This window comes from Brucella pseudogrignonensis (assembly GCF_002252525.1).
Lineage (GTDB): Bacteria > Pseudomonadota > Alphaproteobacteria > Rhizobiales > Rhizobiaceae > Brucella > Brucella pseudogrignonensis.
Genome location: NZ_NNRM01000003.1, coordinates 159,365 through 172,492 on the forward strand (window position 1 = coordinate 159,365; position 13,128 = coordinate 172,492).

The following is a 13,128-nucleotide window of genomic DNA, read 5'->3' on the forward strand; positions in this document are numbered from 1 at the left end:
CAACCGTCGCTACCATCCAATCGTAGCGATCTTGTGAAGAACCGCAGAGGAACCCCGGACACATGGTCCGAGGTTCATGCGGCATATAAAAGAAATTAGACCCGGCGCTTCTTGCGCGGACGGCAACCGTTGTGCGGGATCGGCGTAACATCGCGGATCGACGTGATCACAAAGCCGGCAGCCTGAAGGGCGCGCAGCGCAGATTCACGACCAGAACCCGGTCCGCAAACCTCGACTTCGAGGGAGCGCATGCCATGTTCCTGAGCCTTCTTGGCGCAATCTTCAGCAGCGATCTGTGCGGCAAACGGGGTCGACTTACGCGAACCCTTGAAACCCTGAGCACCTGCAGAAGACCAGGCAATCGCATTGCCCTGTGCATCCGTGATGGTGATCATGGTGTTGTTGAACGTCGAATTAACGTGGGCAACGCCCGACGAGATGTTTTTGCGCTCGCGACGGCGAATACGCTGGGCTTCCTTAGCCATGATAGTCCTCTCAAAACTCGATCTCGACACCGCCGTAGTTCCAGCGGCTCCACCAGCCCTTTGATAAGGACCAGCACCGAACCCACCCGATTATCGGGCAAGCCCGGCAGAACGATTGGTTCTGCCGAAAATTACTTCTTCTTACCTGCGATAGCCTTTGCAGGACCCTTACGGGTACGTGCATTGGTATGCGTGCGCTGACCACGAACTGGCAGCGAACGACGATGACGCAGACCGCGGTAGCAGCCAAGATCCATCAGACGCTTGATGTTCATGGAAACTTCACGACGCAGGTCACCTTCGACGCGGTATTCAGCATCGATAGCTTCACGGATCTGAAGTACTTCAGCATCCGACAGCTGGTTTACGCGACGATCGTCGGCAATGCCGACCTTCGTTACGATTTGACGAGCAAATTTAGGTCCAATCCCGTGGATGTACTGAAGCGCAATGATTACGCGCTTGTTCGTCGGGATGTTGACGCCAGCGATACGTGCCACGTCTGTTCTCCTTGAGTTACATAAAAATCGATCTGGCAGATGCGATCAACCAGACAGCATTGTTTGACCGGTCCCGGCCTCTTACTATTTCCGCCAGAACCGACCATTCAAACCAATTGAAGTGGGGCAGTCTTTGACGGAATCGCCCGAAAAAGTCAACTCTTAACTGTCCGTAAAGCTGCCAAAGCAACTGCACAGACATTAAAAGCAACTCTTGAAAGCGAGAAGCGGACAGAAAAACGCTAAACGTCTTCCTGTCCGCAATTTTTAAACGACTTTTTCAAGCCTCAAGCCGGAACGAGAATTCTCTCAATTTCGGCAGTAACTTCTTCAACCGGAGCCATACCATTGATGACGCGAAGTTCACCGGTTCCAGCGTAATAGCTGGAAAGAGGCGAAGTCTTCTCACGGTATTCAACGAGACGCTTACGGAAGGCTTCCGGGTTATCGTCGGAACGAACCTGACCACCCTTGGCAATCGTTTCAGCCACACGGCTTTCCATCCGCTTGACCAATGCATTCTCGTCAACCTTAAGCTCGATGACCGCATCAAGCTTGAGACCTTTGCCAACCAACATTTCGCCGAGTGCCTGCGCCTGAGGCACAGTACGCGGATAACCGTCCAGAATGAAACCGCTTGCGCAGTCCGGCGCATCAATGCGCTCTGAAACGATCTGGTTGACGATTTCATCAGAAACCAGCTGCCCGGCATCCATCACTGCCTTGGCGCGCTTCCCGATCTCGCTCTGCTGAGCGACTGCTGCACGCAGCATGTCGCCAGTCGAAAGCTGAGGTATTCCATGCTTCTTGGTAAGAAGTCCAGCCTGCGTCCCCTTACCTGCTCCGGGCGGCCCAAGAAGTATCAGTCTCATTTATTACGTTTCCCACCTCTGAGTTTGGACTTCTTGATCAGCCCTTCATACTGATGAGCGACAAGATGTCCCTGAATTTGCGCAACCGTATCGAGCGTTACGCTGACCACGATCAACAGCGAAGTACCGCCAAGATAGAATGGTACACCGGTCGCGGAAATCAGGAATTCCGGCAGAAGACAGACAAGCACAATATAGATGGCGCCGACAACAGTGATGCGTGTCAACACATAGTCTATGTACTCAGCTGTACGTTCACCCGGACGAATGCCCGGAATAAAGCCGGAGTGCTTCTTAAGCTGGTCAGCTGTGTCCTTGGGATTGAACACGATAGCCGTGTAGAAGAAGCAGAAGAATGCCATCAAGCCCGCATAGAACAGCATGTAAAGCGGCTGACCATGACCGAGAGCGTTGAGAATAGTTGTACCCCAGGCCGGCATTTCAGCTGTATTTGCGAAGCCGGCAACGGTGGCAGGCAGAAGCAGCAGCGACGAAGCGAAGATCGGAGGGATAACGCCAGCCGTGTTGAGCTTGAGAGGCAGATGCGAAGTATCGCCCTGGAACATGCGATTGCCAACCTGACGCTTCGGATACTGGATCAGAAGACGACGCTGTGCACGCTCAACAAAAACGATGATAGCGATCAGCGCGATGGCCAGAACGATAACGCCGAGGATCAGACCGGTCGACAGGGCGCCAGTACGACCCAGTTCCAGCGTACCGGAAATAGCATGTGGAAGGTTTGCAACAATGCCGGCGAAGATAATGAGAGAAATACCGTTACCAATGCCGCGAGCAGTGATCTGCTCACCAAGCCACATCAGGAACATGGTACCGCCAACAAGCGTAATCACCGACGAAATCAGGAACATCGGTCCAGGATTGGTGACAATCCCGTTACCCGACTGCAAACCCACTGAAATGGCATAAGCCTGCACGATTGCTAGAAGAACCGTACCATAGCGGGTGTACTGATTGATAATCTTGCGGCCCGACTCGCCTTCTTTCTTCAGCGCTTCAAGCGTCGGAACAACCGACGTCATAAGCTGCACGATGATCGAGGCAGAGATGTACGGCATGATGCCAAGAGCGAAGATAGCCATACGGCCAACCGCACCACCGGCGAACATATTGAAAAGTCCGAGCACACCCTGGCTATGCTGCTGGAAAGCCTGCGCAAGCGCATCAGGATTGATGCCGGGCAGCGGAATATAGGTGCCGAAACGGTACACCAGCAAAGCGCCCAGTGTGAACCAGATGCGCTTCTTGAGTTCTTCAGCTTTCGAGAAAGCCGAAAAATTGAGATTGGAAACTAGCTGTTCAGCAGCCGATGCCATTAAATTTCTCCGGTGAAAAGTCTCCGGTCCCCCACTCCCATCGACGCGCGTTTCTCCAACTCGCATCCCTTCGGACAAGAAGACCCTACCCAGATATGCGCATTGGCATAAATGTGCAAGCGGCGGCACAAGGGCCGCCGCTTTTTATTTTTATGTCGATGCCTTATTCGGCAGCAGCTTCAGGAAGCTTTACGCTACCGCCGGCCTTTTCGATCTTTTCGATCGCAGCCTTGGAAGCACCAGCAACCTCGAAGGCTACCTTTGCCTTCAGTTCGCCGTCCGCAAGAACGCGAACACCGTCCAGAGCGCGACGAATCACGCCAGCAGCCTTAAGCGAATCGATATTCACAACTGTCTTTGCATCCAGCTTGCCAGCGTCGATCGCAGCCTGAACACGGCCGAGCGAAACAACGTTGAAGCTCTTTGCAAAGATGTTGGTGAAGCCGCGCTTAGGCAGACGGCGGTAGATTGGCATCTGGCCGCCTTCAAAGCCGTTGATCGCTACGCCAGAACGGGACTTCTGTCCCTTGACGCCGCGGCCAGCGGTCTTGCCGGTGCCGGAGCCGATACCACGGCCGACGCGCTTACGCGCCTTTACTGAACCTGGCTTATCACGCAGATCGTTGAGTTTCATGTCTCTATCCCCTGCGTTATCAGGCCTCGTCCACAACGCGGACGAGATGCTGAACCTTGGCGATCATACCACGAACCGAAGGAGTATCCTCCAGTGTGCGGCGGCGGTGCATTTTGTTAAGTCCGAGTCCGATCAGCGTTGCACGCTGTTCGGCTGGACGACGGATAGGGCTTCCGATCTGTTCGACCGTAACCGTCTTACCCTTCTTCTCAGCCATCACTCAAATCCCTTGTCTATGGCGTATCCGGTGTTTGTGCACCGGACTGGCACAAACTATCGGCTATTCTTCCGAACCGACCACATCATGGCGGCGAGCCTGAAGGGTCGAGTACTTGATACCGCGCTGTGCAGCGATGTCCTTTGGATGCATCTGATGCTTCAGAGCGTCAAAGGTTGCACGAACCATGTTGTAAGGGTTCGAGGAGCCGAGCGACTTAGCAACAACGTCCTGAACGCCAAGCGTTTCGAACACTGCACGCATTGGACCACCAGCAATGATACCCTTACCGGCAGGAGCTGCACGGAGGAGAACCTTGCCAGCGCCGTGACGGCCCTGCACATCGTGATGCAGAGTACGGCCCGAACGAAGCGGAACGAAAATCATGTCGCGCTTAGCAGCTTCAGTTGCCTTACGGATCGCTTCAGGCACTTCGCGTGCCTTACCATGACCGAAGCCAACGCGGCCCTTCTGGTCGCCAACTACGACGAGCGCAGCGAAACCAAAACGACGGCCACCCTTAACAACCTTGGCGACGCGATTAATGTGAACGAGCTTGTCAACGAATTCGCTGTCGCGCTCCTCACGACCGCGATCTTCGCGGTTACGTTCTTTCTGTGCCATATCCTATTCCTTTATTTTTTTCCGGAAGCACAAAATTATTAGAAGCTAAGTCCGCCTTCGCGGGCAGCTTCGGCGAGAGCCTTCACACGGCCGTGGTAAATGAATGCACCACGGTCGAACACTACTTCACTGACGCCTGCTTTCTTAGCGCGCTCTGCAACCAGCTTGCCAACTGCAGCTGCTGCTGCGGAGTCGGCGCCGGTCTTGAGCTTGCCCTTCAGGTCGCCATCCAGGGTCGAAGCAGCTGCGATGGTAACACCGCGAACGTCGTCAATAACCTGAACGTAGATGTTCTTGGAAGAGCGGTGTACGCTGAGACGTGGACGGCCGTTTGCGACAGCCTTGACCTGACGGCGTACACGAGCAGCGCGACGCTGCAAAGTTTCTTTTGGCGATGCCATGACGCGCTTCCCTTACTTCTTCTTGCCTTCTTTGCGGACGATCTTCTCGCCAGCATACTTGACGCCCTTGCCCTTGTAAGGCTCGGGGCCGCGATATTCGCGGATCTCAGCCGCGACCTGACCGACCTGCTGCTTGTCGATACCAGTGACGACGATTTCCGTCGGCTTAGGAACAGCAACAGTGATGCCAGCAGGCACGTCATAGACCACTTCGTGGCTGAAGCCGAGCGAAAGCTGGACATTCTTGCCCTGCATAGCAGCACGGTAACCAACGCCGCTAATCTCTAGCTTCTTTTCAAAGCCCTTTTCGACGCCTTCGAAGATGTTAACGATCATCGAACGCGACATGCCCCACTTGGAGCGAGCTTCTTTGGACTGGTCACGAGGATCGACGCTTACAGCGCCGTCTTCGAGCTTAACCAGAACTTCATCGTGCACTACGAAAGACAATTCGCCTTTCGCGCCCTTAGCCTTGACGGTCTGACCTTCAACGCTGGCGGTCACGCCCGCCGGGACCGGCACGGGTTTTTTACCGATACGAGACATTTTTATACCTGTCTTTTATCTGTTCACTGTCGGCCGCATCAGAAGATGCGGCAGAGCAGCTCACCACCAACGTTTTGTTCACGAGCTTCATGATCAGCCATCACACCCTTAGGGGTGGACAGGATCGAGATGCCAAGGCCATTCGCAACCTGCGGGATCGACTTAACCGACACGTAAACGCGACGGCCAGGCTTCGAAACGCGGGTCAGTTCACGAATGACTGGAACGCCTTCATAATACTTCAGTTCGATTTCGATCTCGGCTTTGCCGTTCACGAATTCACTCTGCGTGTATCCGCGGATGTAACCTTCAGACTGAAGAACATCCAGTACGCGAGCGCGCAGCTTTGAAGCCGGGGTCGAAACCTTGGTCTTCTTGCGGCCAACTGCGTTGCGGATACGGGTCAGCATATCGCCGATAGGATCTGACACAGACATATGCTACTCCTTACCAGCTCGACTTAACTATGCCTGGAATCTGTCCAAGCGAACCCAACTGGCGAAGCGCAATACGCGACATCTTCAGTTTACGGTAATAACCACGCGGGCGACCCGAAACTTCGCAACGATTGCGAATACGGACCTTAGCAGAATTGCGCGGCAGTTCGGCGAGCTGGATAGTAGCGCGGAAACGCTCATCCAGCGGAAGGCTCTGATCCATTACGATCGCCTTCAGACGTGCACGCTTTTCAGCATGACGCTTAACCAACTTTTCGCGGCGCTTGTTGTTTTCGACTGCGCTAGTCTTGGCCATATTAATATACCTCGCTACGCTTGCCGTTACTGCCGGAACGGGAAGTTGAAGGCGCGCAGAAGAGCGCGGGCTTCATCATCCGTCTTAGCGGTCGTGCAAACGATGATGTCCATGCCCCAGATCTGATCAACTTTATCGTAGTTGATTTCTGGAAACACGATGTGTTCCTTAATACCCATGGCGAAGTTGCCGCGGCCATCAAAGCTCTTCGGATTCAGACCGCGGAAATCTCGAACGCGCGGAAGCGCAATCGTGATCAGACGATCAAGGAATTCGTACATGCGGTCCGCACGAAGAGTTACCTTCGTACCGATTGGCATGTCTTCACGCAACTTGAAGGTCGCGATCGAATTACGGGCGCGAGTAATGACAGCCTTCTGACCGGCAATCAAGCCCAGATCTTCTGCTGCTACAGCTGGCTTCTTCGAATCAGAAGTCGCTTCGCCTACGCCCATATTAAGAACAACTTTGGTGATGCGTGGGATCTGCATCTCGTTGTCATATTTGAATTCTTCAAGAAGAGCCTTGCGGATCGTATCCAGATAAACTTTCTTGAAGCGTGGAAGTGCCTTAGCTTCAGCCATCAGATCACTGCTCCCGAACGCTTTGCGACGCGAACCTTCTTGCCGTCCTCAACGCGGAAACCAACGCGAGTTGGCTTGCCGTCCTTAGGATCAGCAACTGCCAGGTTCGACAAATGAATCGGCGCCTCTTTCGAGATGATGCCGGCTTCCTGAGTCTGTGTCTGGCGCTGATGACGCTTCACAACATTAATGCCACGAACAACGGCTTTGTCGTCCTTAGGCATAACCTGAAGAACTTCGCCTGTACGGCCCTTGTCCTTACCGGACAGCACGACAACGCTGTCGCCTTTGCGAATCTTTTGCATCGTCTTGCTTCCTTACAGAACTTCCGGAGCCAGCGAAATGATCTTCATGTGGCTCTTTGCGCGAAGTTCGCGCGGAACCGGTCCGAAGATACGCGTGCCGATAGGCTCTTTCTTGTTATCGATGAGAACAGCTGCGTTATTATCGAAACGAATAACGCTACCGTCTGCGCGACGGATGTCCTTGGCGGTCCGTACGACCACCGCCTTCATCACGTCACCTTTTTTGACGCGGCCGCGCGGAATAGCTTCCTTGATCGACACCACAATGATGTCGCCAACGGAAGCATAACGCCGCTTCGAGCCGCCCAGCACCTTGATGCACATGACACGACGTGCGCCGGAGTTATCCGCCACGTCGAGGTTTGTTTGCATCTGAATCATGACTGGCCGCCTTCTTTTCCTTCAGCTGGTTAAGGGCTCCTGCCCTACCTAAGCTGCGTGTTTGTAATTTAGCCCGCTGTTACGTTCGAAAGAACGACCCAGCGTTTGTCCTTCGAAATTGGCTTGGATTCTTCAATAGAAACCTGATCACCAATCTTGAACTGGTTGTTTTCGTCGTGCGCCTTATACTTCTTCGACTGGCGAACGGTCTTCTGGAGGAGCGGGTGCGAATAGCGACGCTCAACCTTAACCACAACAGTCTTATCGTTTTTGTCGCTGACGACAACGCCCTGCAGAACGCGTTTAGGCATTATACTTGTTCCTTATGCCTTGCTTTCGGCCGCCTTCTGGCGGGCGATGGTCTTAATACGCGCAATGTCACGGCGAACCTGCTTCACGCGCGCGGTTTTTTCGAGCTGGCCGGTTGCCTTCTGAAAGCGCAGATTAAACTGCTCTTTCTTCAGGGCGCCCAACTCATCGTTCATCTGATCGAGGCTTTTGGCCCGAACGTCTGCGGCTTTCATGACTGCCTCTCTTACTCTGCGATGCGCTGAATGAAGCGCGTCTTGACCGACAACTTTGCAGCGCCGAGTCTCAGGGCTTCGCGTGCCACATCTTCGGGTACGCCGTCAAGCTCAAACATTATACGACCTGGTGCTACGCGGCATGCCCAGTAGTCAACTGAACCCTTACCTTTACCCATACGGACTTCGGTAGGCTTCGATGTTACTGGCAGATCCGGGAAGATACGGATCCATACACGACCGGCACGCTTCATGTGACGGGTGATCGCGCGGCGAGCCGCTTCGATCTGTCGTGCTGTGACGCGGTCAGGCTCAACGGCCTTCAAACCGAATGCACCGAAATTAAGGTCCGTACCGCCCTTCGAGTTGCCGTGGATACGGCCCTTGAACTGCTTACGGAACTTGGTGCGCTTAGGCTGCATCATTGTTCTCTACTCCAAATTTCTCGCCCGCGGCCCGCTTTTTAAGCGTTTTCGCGGCGGCGGTTCTGCTGGGAACCCTGATTGTCACCCTCAACCGCACGACGTTCAGAAGCCATTGGGTCGTGCTCAAGGATTTCGCCCTTGAATACCCAAACCTTCACGCCGCAGATGCCGTAAGCGGTCTGCGCTTCTGCTGTACCGTAGTCGATATCAGCACGCAGCGTGTGAAGAGGAACGCGGCCTTCGCGGTACCATTCCATACGTGCGATTTCAGCGCCACCCAGACGGCCGGAGCAGTTGATACGAATACCTTCCGCACCCAGACGCATTGCTGACTGAACAGCACGCTTCATGGCGCGACGGAATGCCACACGGCGTTCGAGCTGCTGAGCGATCGACTGAGCGATCAGCGTAGCATCGACTTCCGGCTTGCGAACTTCAACAATGTTGAGCGACGCATCGGAATTCGTCATCTCGGAAAGCTTCTTGCGAAGCTTTTCGATGTCTGCACCCTTCTTGCCGATGATGATACCCGGACGAGCCGAGTGAATCGTCACGCGGCACTTCTTGTGCGGACGCTCGATTACGATCTTGGAGATCGCAGCCTGCTTAAGTTCGCTCTTAAGATATTCGCGAATCTTCACGTCTTCATGCAGAAGCTTGCCGTACTCACCGGTATTCGCGTACCAACGCGAATCCCAGGTGCGGTTGATGCCGAGACGAAGACCGATTGGATTAATCTTCTGGCCCATTATGCGGCCTCCCCTTTTTCCGCAACTTCGCGGACAACAATGGTGAGATGCGAAAACGGCTTTTCGATGCGGCTTGCCTTACCACGTCCACGAACGTGGAAACGCTTCATGACAATGGATTTGCCGACATAAGCTTCAGCAACGATCAGCGCGTCAACATCGAGATCATGATTGTTCTCTGCGTTGGCGATAGCCGATTCGAGCGTCTTTTTCACTGTTTCCGCGATCCGCTTGCGCGAGAACGTCAGATCAGCAAGTGCCGCATTTACTTTTTTACCGCGGATCAATGCCGCGACAAGATTAAGCTTCTGCGGGCTGACGCGAAGCGTACGGGCGACGGCTTTCGCCTCGTTATCCTTAAGCTGGCGGGGAGCCTTGGCCTTGCCCATCGTTACTTCCTCTTTGCCTTCTTGTCCGCGCCGTGACCGTAATAGGTACGTGTCGGCGCGAATTCACCGAACTTGTGTCCAACCATTTCTTCGGAGATCGATACCGGCACATGCTTGTTGCCGTTATAAACACCGAAGGTCAGGCCAACGAACTGCGGCAAGATAGTGGAGCGACGGCTCCACATCTTGATGACTTCACTACGACCGCCCTCGCGTACCTTCTCAGCTTTCTTGAGAAGATAGCCATCGACGAACGGACCTTTCCAAACTGAACGAGCCACTTCAGACTACCTCTCTTACTTCTTGCGCTGATGACGCGAGCGCATGATGAACTTATCGGTCGCCTTATTCGAACGGGTCTTCTTACCCTTCGTAGGCTTGCCCCAAGGCGTGACCGGATGACGACCACCGGAAGTGCGGCCTTCACCACCACCATGCGGGTGGTCAACTGGGTTCATTGCAACACCGCGAACGTGAGGACGCTTACCGCGCCAGACCGAACGACCGGCCTTACCGTCATTGATGTTGCTATGCTCTGGGTTGGAAACTGCGCCAACCGTTGCGAAACATGCACCTGGAACCAGACGCTGTTCACCAGAATTGAGACGCAGGATAGCCATACCCTGGTCACGTCCGACGAGCTGTGCATATGCGCCAGCCGAACGAGCAATCTGGCCGCCCTTGCCTGGCTTCATTTCCACGTTGTGGATAATGGTACCAACAGGCATCGACGAAAGCGGCATTGCATTGCCTGGCTTAACGTCGACGGACTGGCCAGAAATGACCTTGTCGCCGGCTGCCAGACGCTGCGGAGCCAGAATGTAGCTCAGCTCGCCGTCTTCATAGCGGATCAGCGCGATAAACGCGGTGCGGTTTGGATCGTATTCCAGGCGTTCAACCGTAGCGACAACGTCGTGCTTACGACGCTTGAAGTCGACAAAACGGTAAGAACGCTTGTGACCACCGCCCTGAAAGCGAACAGTGATACGACCGGTGTTGTTACGGCCACCCTTCTTGGACAGACCTTCGGTCAGGGACTTGACCGGCTTGCCCTTGTAGAGTTCCGAACGGTCCACGATGACCAGCTGACGCTGGCCTGGCGTGGTCGGATTAAAGTGCTTGAGTGCCATTGTCTTTACTCCATGGCCTCTCAGAGACCTGTCGAAACGTCGATGCTCTGGCCTTCAGCCAAAGTAACGATCGCTTTCTTGACATCGCTCTGGCGCCCGACAATGCCGCGGAACCGCTTCACCTTGCCTTTGCGCACAGTGGTGTTAACGGCCTTTACCTTGACGCCGAAAAGCGCCTCGATTGCAGCCTTGATTTCCGGCTTCGTCGCCTTGCGAGCTACGTTGAAGACGACCTGGTTATGTTCGGAAACAAGGGTCGACTTCTCAGTAATAACTGGGCTGACGATCACGTCATAATGGCGAAGATCGGTCATTTAAAACGCTCCTCGAGGGCTTCGACAGCTGCCTTGGAAAGCACGAGCTTGCCACGACGCAGGATGTCGTAAACATTGATGCCCTGTACTGGCAGAACATCGATGTTCGGGATGTTCGAAGCAGCGCGCTGGAAGTTCACGTCGATCTCTGCACCACCGATGAGGAGTGCATTTTCAAGACCGAGCTTTGCGAACTGCGAAACAAGCTGCTTTGTCTTGGCTTCAGAGGCAGCCAGATCATCGATGATGATCAGGTCGGATGCCTTAGCCTTAGCCGACAGAGCATGACGCAAGCCGAGAGCGCGAACCTTCTTTGGCAGATCATGATCATGCGTACGGACTACTGGTCCGTGAGCCTGACCACCGCCGCGGAACTGCGGTGCGCGAGCCGAATGGTGACGAGCACGACCCGTACCCTTCTGCTTGTACATCTTCGAACCGGTGCGGCTGATGTCGCTGCGGCCCTTGGCATCATGAGAGCCCTGCTGGCGGCGAGCCAGCTGCCAGCGCACGACGCGCTGAAGAATGTCGTCGCGTGGGTCGAGGCCGAAGATTTCTTCGTTCAGCTTGACCTTGCCGGCATCCTTGCCTTCAAGAGTTGTAATCGTGAGATCCATTATTCGGCTCCCTCAGTCGCGACTGCATCCGCAGCTGCATTGTTTGCGCTTGAACGCAGGGCAGCCGGCTTAGGTGCATTCTCAGGCAGCGAAACCTTGACTGCATCACGAACGAGAATCCAGGCGCCCTTGGAGCCAGGAACCGCGCCGCGAACCAGAATAAGGCCACGATCGCTATCTGTAGAGACAACTTCGATGTTCTGCGTCGTCACGCGGGTTTGACCCATGTGACCAGCCATCTTCTTGCCCTTGAACACCTTACCCGGATCCTGACGCTGACCGGTCGAGCCGTGAGCGCGGTGGGTAACTGAGTTACCGTGCGAAGCACGATGACCAGCAAAGTTGTGGCGCTTCATAACACCGGCAAAACCTTTACCGATAGAAGTGCCCGTCACATCGACCTTCTGGCCGGCGACGAAATGCTCGGCAAGAATCTCCGAGCCTACTTCGAGAAGGTTATCCGGCGAAACGCGGAATTCCGCTACTTTCGCCTTAGGCTCAACTTCAGCCTTCGCGAAATGACCGCGCAGAGCCTTAGTTGTGTTCTTTACCTTGGCAAGTCCAACGCCAAGCTGAACAGCCGTATAACCGTTTTTTTCAACTGTACGCTGAGCTACCACGTGGCAGTCTTCCATGCGGAGAACTGTCACTGGTACATGTTCGCCAGCGTCGTTATAGACGCGGGTCATGCCCAGCTTCTGTGCAATAACACCTGAACGCATCGGGTTCGTTCCTTCCGTCCTCAAGCCGATTAAAGCTTGATCTCGACATCAACACCGGCAGACAGATCGAGCTTCATCAGCGCGTCTACAGTCTGTGGAGTTGGGTCAACGATATCGAGAAGACGCTTGTGCGTGCGCATCTCGAACTGCTCGCGGCTCTTCTTGTCGATGTGCGGCGACCGGTTAACTGTGAACTTTTCGATCCGCGTTGGAAGTGGGATCGGTCCGCGCACGTTGGCACCGGTACGCTTGGCAGTCGACACGATTTCCCGCGTCGAAGCGTCAAGGATCCGATGATCAAACGCCTTGAGGCGAATGCGGATGTTTTGACCGTTCATTTCATCTGTTCCTTGTTACGCGGAGCGCCTCCGGAGAGACGCTCCTGCACAAATCTAATTACTCGATGATCGAAGCGACGATGCCTGCACCGACGGTGCGGCCACCTTCACGGATAGCGAAGCGGAGCTTCTCTTCCATCGCGATCGGTACAATCAGCGTGACGTCTACAGTGACGTTATCGCCAGGCATAACCATTTCCGTGCCTTCTGGCAGGGTAACAACACCGGTCACGTCAGTCGTACGGAAGTAGAACTGTGGACGGTAGTTGGTGAAGAATGGT

The 13,128-nt window shown here is 54.5% G+C and carries 26 protein-coding genes; all 26 read right to left on the reverse strand.

Annotation, left to right across the window (positions count from 1 at the left end):
* Window positions 1-95: 95 nt before the first annotated feature.
* Window positions 96-485, reverse strand: a complete 390-nt coding sequence (gene rpsK, locus CEV34_RS01150; protein ID WP_024897028.1) for a 30S ribosomal protein S11 — start codon at window positions 483-485, stop codon at window positions 96-98.
* 131 nt (window positions 486-616) lie between these two features.
* On the reverse strand, window positions 617-985 hold the full coding sequence (gene rpsM, locus CEV34_RS01155; RefSeq protein ID WP_064320719.1) for a 30S ribosomal protein S13: 369 nt from the start codon (window positions 983-985) through the stop codon (window positions 617-619).
* Between the two features lie 287 nt (window positions 986-1,272).
* Window positions 1,273-1,857: an adenylate kinase gene (locus CEV34_RS01160; RefSeq protein WP_007875309.1), complete on the reverse strand. Its 585-nt coding sequence runs from the start codon at window positions 1,855-1,857 to the stop codon at window positions 1,273-1,275.
* Window positions 1,854-3,194: a preprotein translocase subunit SecY gene (gene secY / locus CEV34_RS01165; protein WP_007875310.1), complete on the reverse strand. Its 1,341-nt coding sequence runs from the start codon at window positions 3,192-3,194 to the stop codon at window positions 1,854-1,856. The genes CEV34_RS01160 and secY overlap by 4 nt, the downstream gene beginning before the upstream one ends.
* A 163-nt stretch (window positions 3,195-3,357) precedes the next feature.
* Window positions 3,358-3,828 carry a 50S ribosomal protein L15 gene (gene rplO / locus CEV34_RS01170; RefSeq protein WP_094543138.1) on the reverse strand — a complete coding sequence of 157 codons (471 nt, stop codon included), beginning with the start codon at window positions 3,826-3,828 and terminating at the stop codon, window positions 3,358-3,360.
* A gap of 19 nt (window positions 3,829-3,847) precedes the next feature.
* The gene (rpmD, locus tag CEV34_RS01175; protein ID WP_007875314.1) at window positions 3,848-4,045 is read right to left on the reverse strand and encodes a 50S ribosomal protein L30; all 198 of its coding nucleotides are present in this window, start codon (window positions 4,043-4,045) and stop codon (window positions 3,848-3,850) included.
* Between the two features lie 63 nt (window positions 4,046-4,108).
* The gene (gene rpsE, locus CEV34_RS01180; RefSeq protein ID WP_007875318.1) at window positions 4,109-4,669 is read right to left on the reverse strand and encodes a 30S ribosomal protein S5; all 561 of its coding nucleotides are present in this window, start codon (window positions 4,667-4,669) and stop codon (window positions 4,109-4,111) included.
* A gap of 38 nt (window positions 4,670-4,707) precedes the next feature.
* A complete protein-coding gene (gene rplR, locus CEV34_RS01185; RefSeq protein WP_064320721.1) occupies window positions 4,708-5,070 on the reverse strand; it encodes a 50S ribosomal protein L18 in 363 nt (120 codons plus the stop codon).
* Window positions 5,071-5,082: 12 nt separating this feature from the next.
* Entirely contained in the window at window positions 5,083-5,616 is a 534-nt protein-coding gene (gene rplF / locus CEV34_RS01190; protein ID WP_007875324.1) for a 50S ribosomal protein L6, read from the reverse strand.
* 38 nt (window positions 5,617-5,654) lie between these two features.
* Window positions 5,655-6,053, reverse strand: a complete 399-nt coding sequence (gene rpsH / locus CEV34_RS01195) for a 30S ribosomal protein S8 (RefSeq protein WP_007875325.1) — start codon at window positions 6,051-6,053, stop codon at window positions 5,655-5,657.
* A 10-nt stretch (window positions 6,054-6,063) separates the two neighbouring features.
* Complete coding sequence (gene rpsN, locus CEV34_RS01200) at window positions 6,064-6,369, reverse strand: 30S ribosomal protein S14 (protein ID WP_007875326.1); 306 nt, start codon at window positions 6,367-6,369, stop codon at window positions 6,064-6,066.
* A gap of 26 nt (window positions 6,370-6,395) precedes the next feature.
* The gene (gene rplE, locus CEV34_RS01205; RefSeq protein ID WP_007875327.1) at window positions 6,396-6,953 is read right to left on the reverse strand and encodes a 50S ribosomal protein L5; all 558 of its coding nucleotides are present in this window, start codon (window positions 6,951-6,953) and stop codon (window positions 6,396-6,398) included.
* On the reverse strand, window positions 6,953-7,258 hold the full coding sequence (rplX, locus tag CEV34_RS01210) for a 50S ribosomal protein L24 (RefSeq protein WP_007875328.1): 306 nt from the start codon (window positions 7,256-7,258) through the stop codon (window positions 6,953-6,955). Before rplX ends, rplE begins: the two co-directional genes overlap by 1 nt.
* Before the next feature lie 12 nt (window positions 7,259-7,270).
* On the reverse strand, window positions 7,271-7,639 hold the full coding sequence (gene rplN / locus CEV34_RS01215; protein WP_007875329.1) for a 50S ribosomal protein L14: 369 nt from the start codon (window positions 7,637-7,639) through the stop codon (window positions 7,271-7,273).
* 68 nt (window positions 7,640-7,707) lie between these two features.
* Window positions 7,708-7,950: a 30S ribosomal protein S17 gene (gene rpsQ, locus CEV34_RS01220; protein ID WP_007875330.1), complete on the reverse strand. Its 243-nt coding sequence runs from the start codon at window positions 7,948-7,950 to the stop codon at window positions 7,708-7,710.
* Window positions 7,951-7,962: 12 nt separating this feature from the next.
* Window positions 7,963-8,163, reverse strand: a complete 201-nt coding sequence (gene rpmC / locus CEV34_RS01225) for a 50S ribosomal protein L29 (protein WP_007875331.1) — start codon at window positions 8,161-8,163, stop codon at window positions 7,963-7,965.
* An 11-nt stretch (window positions 8,164-8,174) separates the two neighbouring features.
* The gene (gene rplP / locus CEV34_RS01230; RefSeq protein WP_007875332.1) at window positions 8,175-8,588 is read right to left on the reverse strand and encodes a 50S ribosomal protein L16; all 414 of its coding nucleotides are present in this window, start codon (window positions 8,586-8,588) and stop codon (window positions 8,175-8,177) included.
* Window positions 8,589-8,626: 38 nt separating this feature from the next.
* Window positions 8,627-9,337 (reverse strand): 30S ribosomal protein S3, encoded by a 711-nt coding sequence (gene rpsC / locus CEV34_RS01235; protein WP_007875334.1) that lies wholly within the window; start codon window positions 9,335-9,337, stop codon window positions 8,627-8,629.
* Entirely contained in the window at window positions 9,337-9,726 is a 390-nt protein-coding gene (gene rplV / locus CEV34_RS01240) for a 50S ribosomal protein L22 (RefSeq protein ID WP_007875336.1), read from the reverse strand. Before rplV ends, rpsC begins: the two co-directional genes overlap by 1 nt.
* Before the next feature lie 2 nt (window positions 9,727-9,728).
* Window positions 9,729-10,007, reverse strand: a complete 279-nt coding sequence (gene rpsS / locus CEV34_RS01245) for a 30S ribosomal protein S19 (protein WP_007875339.1) — start codon at window positions 10,005-10,007, stop codon at window positions 9,729-9,731.
* A gap of 15 nt (window positions 10,008-10,022) precedes the next feature.
* Complete coding sequence (gene rplB / locus CEV34_RS01250) at window positions 10,023-10,856, reverse strand: 50S ribosomal protein L2 (RefSeq protein ID WP_007875341.1); 834 nt, start codon at window positions 10,854-10,856, stop codon at window positions 10,023-10,025.
* Between the two features lie 20 nt (window positions 10,857-10,876).
* Window positions 10,877-11,170 carry a 50S ribosomal protein L23 gene (locus CEV34_RS01255; RefSeq protein ID WP_007875343.1) on the reverse strand — a complete coding sequence of 98 codons (294 nt, stop codon included), beginning with the start codon at window positions 11,168-11,170 and terminating at the stop codon, window positions 10,877-10,879.
* Complete coding sequence (rplD, locus tag CEV34_RS01260; protein ID WP_007875344.1) at window positions 11,167-11,787, reverse strand: 50S ribosomal protein L4; 621 nt, start codon at window positions 11,785-11,787, stop codon at window positions 11,167-11,169. The genes CEV34_RS01255 and rplD overlap by 4 nt, the downstream gene beginning before the upstream one ends.
* Entirely contained in the window at window positions 11,787-12,509 is a 723-nt protein-coding gene (rplC, locus tag CEV34_RS01265; protein WP_007875345.1) for a 50S ribosomal protein L3, read from the reverse strand. Before rplC ends, rplD begins: the two co-directional genes overlap by 1 nt.
* A gap of 29 nt (window positions 12,510-12,538) precedes the next feature.
* A complete protein-coding gene (gene rpsJ, locus CEV34_RS01270) occupies window positions 12,539-12,847 on the reverse strand; it encodes a 30S ribosomal protein S10 (RefSeq protein WP_002964363.1) in 309 nt (102 codons plus the stop codon).
* A 58-nt stretch (window positions 12,848-12,905) separates the two neighbouring features.
* On the reverse strand, window positions 12,906-13,128 hold a 223-nt coding region (locus CEV34_RS01275; protein WP_459562088.1), incomplete at its 5' end, for an EF-Tu C-terminal domain-related protein.